Origin of the sequence: Nostoc sp. CHAB 5715 (assembly GCF_020829685.1) — a bacterium.
Taxonomy (GTDB): domain Bacteria; phylum Cyanobacteriota; class Cyanobacteriia; order Cyanobacteriales; family Nostocaceae; genus Nostoc.
Genome location: NZ_JAIVFR010000640.1, coordinates 1 through 4,493, shown reverse-complemented (window position 1 = coordinate 4,493; position 4,493 = coordinate 1). Strand labels below are relative to the sequence as shown.

The 4,493-nt window shown below is 39.2% G+C and carries 4 protein-coding genes; 3 read left to right on the top strand and 1 reads right to left on the bottom strand.

Translation table 11 applies throughout. The features are described 5' to 3' along the window. Window positions 1-244: 244 nt before the first annotated feature. Window positions 245-577 carry a helix-turn-helix domain-containing protein gene (locus tag LC574_RS27990; protein ID WP_229456931.1) on the bottom strand — a complete coding sequence of 111 codons (333 nt, stop codon included), beginning with the start codon at window positions 575-577 and terminating at the stop codon, window positions 245-247. A gap of 705 nt (window positions 578-1,282) precedes the next feature. On the opposite strand from LC574_RS27990, the gene LC574_RS27985 reads away from it, so the two are divergent. From LC574_RS27985 to LC574_RS27975, 3 genes are all read left to right on the top strand, one after another. Beyond that, complete coding sequence (locus LC574_RS27985) at window positions 1,283-2,275, top strand: cation diffusion facilitator family transporter (protein ID WP_229456930.1); 993 nt, start codon at window positions 1,283-1,285, stop codon at window positions 2,273-2,275. A 189-nt stretch (window positions 2,276-2,464) separates the two neighbouring features. Next, complete coding sequence (locus LC574_RS27980; protein ID WP_229456929.1) at window positions 2,465-2,704, top strand: hypothetical protein; 240 nt, start codon at window positions 2,465-2,467, stop codon at window positions 2,702-2,704. 39 nt (window positions 2,705-2,743) lie between these two features. Then, window positions 2,744-4,493 (top strand): alkaline phosphatase (locus tag LC574_RS27975; RefSeq protein ID WP_229456928.1); only part of this gene is annotated, 1,750 nt, incomplete at its 3' end.

Here is a 4,493-nt window from a genome sequence, read left to right as displayed (position 1 = left end):
GTTCCAGGCTAACAGCTAAAGTCCGTTAAAACGGACTATAACCTTTTCTCAGTCGTCTTTAGACGACTTTCGCTATTAGACTCAGAATTCATTCTGAGGCGGGCTAGATGAGAATGAAATAGCCCTGGGGGACGAGGTACTTTTAATTTTGCACAAGCATCGATATCGAACCCATGCATAAACCGTTGCATACTCTATCTCTTGTCCATGTTCTTGTTTCAACCACTCAACTATTGCACCATAGCTAACTATTGCCTTTCCCTGTTTTTAACTCCTCTTCAAGTGCTGCGTAGTTTACCGCCGTAGGCATCGCAGCATCATGAATTTTTGGTTTTGCTCCAGGAGCTTTCTTAATTTTCAATAATTCAGATAGTCCACCTGACCTATATCTTTGCAACCACCTTGTCACCGTTGAAGTATCTTTCGCCAAGCGTTTCCCAATTTCTTGTTGTTCCTTTACTTGCCCACTTTTAATCCACCACAGCATAATAAGTTTTTCTTTCTGGTTTCCAAAGTTGGCTGTTTGTAGACGTTTTTTAAGTTCTTCTTCGCTTTCTGCGATTTCAATCTCATGCATGACGGCTCATCGGTATTGTAATTTATCGAGTTTGTTTTCTCTATTATATGCAGCTTCATATTAAATTGATATTAGCCGTTGTTATTAACAACATTTTTGTTAGTGTCAAATTTTTATGAAAATGATTCACCAAACCGTATTAGTAGTAAATAAATATGCAAATCTGAAGCTCATAATTTTGAAAATTTTATTTAAAAGTTAGAGAAATCAGTAAAAAATATTCTTATTCTCAATATATATTTATCGAGGTATATCGCGTATCAAAAAGGTATTTATACCTCTATTAGTAGAATTTTAAAAGATAATGGTTATCATCCTCTCAGGGAAAATGGGAAGTTGAGCGCAAGTTTTGATTCCCAATAAACTTATGTGTAATTAGTAACAGATTACTAACAGGATGATTGTTGGAAATTGCAAATATTAATATTTTTAACTTCTGATTTTTAACAAAACCATTACCATTTCTTAAATTAAGTAGGATAACTTTTTTAGTAGACACATATTTTTTCTAGTATTTATATATCTTTGAATCTAGAAAAACATATTTTGAGAAAAAATTAGTGAGTAATTTTATAAAAAAAGCATGATAAAGTCTTTAACCGTAGCTTGTTCAAAGGCAATATTCGAGGATATAAATCCTTACCATAAATAGGGTTGGTGAGAAATTTTGAAGCTACTACTGTACTGTAAAAAGGTTTTTGAGTAATGGTTTTACTTCAATGGTGTAGGTGTGCAGATGATTCGGTAAAAATATTTAATAATCAGCAAAAATCAAAAAATTTGTGGGTAACAGTAGGTTTACTTGCTGTTTTTTTTGTTGCTGAGTGGAGTGTGGGTTTATGGAGTCAAAGTTTATCTTTACAGGCAGATGCAGGACACATTCTATCGGATATTACAGCCTTGGCGATATCGCTACTTGCTAGTTTTCTAGCACAGCAACCAGCTAAGAAAAAAGCAACCTTTGGAAATCAGCGAATCGAAGTTTTAGCAGCTTTATTTAATGGATTAGGTTTACTTGCGATCGCTACTTTTATCGTATTGGAAGCTATTCAACGCTGGCAACATCCAGCAGCGATTTTAGGCTTACCAATGTTAGCAATTGCGGTATTAGGTTTAATCGTCAATCTGCTAAATATTACTTTGCTTCATCCCCACACTCACGACGACTTAAACCTGCGGGGAGCTTTGCTTCATGTCATTGCCGATACTGTTAGTTCTGTTGGCGTAATTATAGCTGCTTTAGCAGTTCATCTTTGGGATTGGTGGTGGGCAGATATTGCTATTAGTATAGTCGTTGCAACTTTTACAGGTTTGAGTGGTTTACCTTTAGTGCAAGAAAGTTTAAAGATTTTTTTGGAGTATGCACCGGAATCAATAGACCCCGTTGAGGTGGAAATATCTCTCAAATATTTTCCTGGTGTTGTTCAAGTAGAAAAACTCCACATCTGGACAATTAGCTTAGATAAGGTAATGCTTTGTGCCAATTTGACAGTTGAATGTACAACTATCCAGGAACGCGATCGCTTACTTACTAAGTTGCAAACTCATATACAAAAAACTTTTAATATTACTGAAATAACTTTGCAGTTAACTAGCTGTAGAAAACCTTCAGCACCGCCAATTCATCCTTTATTTAACCAAGATTTAGTTTTCATGCTGTCTGCAAGTAAAACAAATTTCAACCAAAAACATAGCTAAATACATAATCTTACTAATTGCTGCTATAAATTCCAAACTTTTGGTGGTAATTTGCCTATATTTAGTTTTTAAAGACTATTTAAACATAATGCTTTTTGGCATTTTTTCCAATTGTCAAAGCATAGCGATGTCTACGACGGGCTACGCCTACGCTGATTGCAACTCGATTATTTACTAAGAGGTTTCCTGATGATGACTTTCATTCAAAAATCCCAAATTATTTCATTACTGAAACAGTACAAACTCGCCTTGGCTTGGTTTATATCTGGTCTGGTTATGGCAGCTTTGTTGTTCTTGGGAACATCAAATCAACAACCAGCAACCGCCTCTAGCCAAAGACATGCCACAGCCTCTACTCAGCTAGATGTGACTGCTACATACTCAGACTTTGGTGCTACTCATCTAGAACCAAATTTTTATCAGTATTAACAGCTAACACTTGCTCAATTAACTTTAAGGCACACTGCAATGATTTCATTTTTGCAAAAGTACAAGCGATTTCTAGCCTTTATGATGGCTGGCTTGCTCTGTACCGTTCTGCTGGTATTTGGTAATTCTGTTTTTCAGCCCACCCTGGCTGCTGGTAATGGAATTAACGTAATTATCATGATTGGCGATGGTATGGGTTGGGAGATGGCACGGGCCGCAGCCGTTGCCAAAGGCGCTCCTTTTTACACAAGTGGTAAAGGTTCAGGTCTTAGCTTCCAAAAGCTAACTGGATATGGATTGGTGACTACTTACGGTACAACAATTCAGGGAAATACACCAGCCAATCCAACAGATCAGCCCCATCTAACAGGTAACTCTGCTCTGGATGGGTCTAATTTACTCACCGCTGCAAGTCCTGTTCGTCCCAACTTTTCATTCCAGCCTACTCCTTTTAACCCTGGCAATAGAACTGATGGCAATAGCTTAGAAAACGGTAATTTGGCGGGTTATGACATCAGTAAGGGCGGCCCTGTTCCCTGGGTTCCTTTGACCCCTGCTAATTCTGGTACATACGACAAAGATTACATCAAGTACAGTTATCCCGACTCTGCTAACACAGCTACAACTCTGTATACAGGGGTAAAAAGCTTTAACAACGCTATGGGGGTAGACATTTACGAGAAGAAGTTGAAAACCATCCTAGAAATTGCCAAAGAAAAAGGTAAGTCTACAGGCTTGGTCACTTCCGTACCTATTAGCCATGCAACGCCTGGTGCTGCGGCTTCTTTCGTAAATCGTCGTAGTAAGTACGACAGTGTTTACGACCCCAGCAAGAGCAACCAAGACAGCATTTTGCAACAGACATTGCTGAACTTTCAGCCCAATATTTTGTTGGGTGGCGGTCATCCTAAAGATTTTCAAAATAGAGATAGCACAAGTACAGCAGAGGGTGTCTTTAACTATACCTACATTACAGAAGACACTTACCAGCATCTGAAGAATAATCCTACATCCAATCGTTACGGCTATACCTTTTTGGAACGTGGCTCCAACGCAACTCAAACACTCCTAAACACGGCTACTAAAATCGACCCGAACAAGGGAGGCAAATTATTTGGTCTGTATGGTGCCCGTGGACAAAATGGCAACATTCCTGTTAGTTCCTCTAAGGGAGACTATAGTTTGACAGGTCTGGACAACTTCTCCCTTTATAGCTCTGTTGTTGAGTCTGGAACTCCGGCTACCTGTCCATCAGGTCAGATAATTACTGGTACTGCTGGGGAGTGTGTTCCTGTCATTGATGCAGCTGGTAATCCCATCGCTCCTAATGCTCCTGCACCCGATACTGTCCGTCCTCTGGCTCCCGGTGAAACTGATGCCAGCTTTATTGCTAAAGAAATTAACGAAAATCCGACTTTAGCTGATCTGACCAAAGCAGCTTTAACCGTTCTAGGTAAAGACAAAGATGGCTTCTGGCTGATGGTTGAGGGAGGCGATATCGACTGGGCTGCTCATGACGACAACATGGATAACCTGATTGGTACCATGAATGATTTTGATAAGGCAGTTGAGCAAGTCATTAGTTGGGTAGATAATCATGGTGGTTGGAGTAAGAACCTGCTATTGGTTACTGCTGACCATGACCACTATCTAACTTTGAATAATGATTTTGCCTCTAAATTGACTCCCAATCCTGACCCCAATCAGGCTAGAGGCTTGAAGTATAACGCCAAGGACATCACTTTCGTAAAGCACAATCCTACTGATGCTGGTCACTTTTGGGGGTCTG

Excerpts from the sequence above, each read along its gene's own strand:
- LC574_RS27990 (WP_229456931.1), bottom strand. The coding sequence starts at position 577 with ATGCATGAGATTGAAATCGCAGAAAGCGAAGAAGAACTTAAAAAACGT.
- LC574_RS27985 (WP_229456930.1), top strand. The coding sequence starts at position 1,283 with ATGGTTTTACTTCAATGGTGTAGGTGTGCAGATGATTCGGTAAAAATA.
- LC574_RS27980 (WP_229456929.1), top strand. The coding sequence starts at position 2,465 with ATGATGACTTTCATTCAAAAATCCCAAATTATTTCATTACTGAAACAG.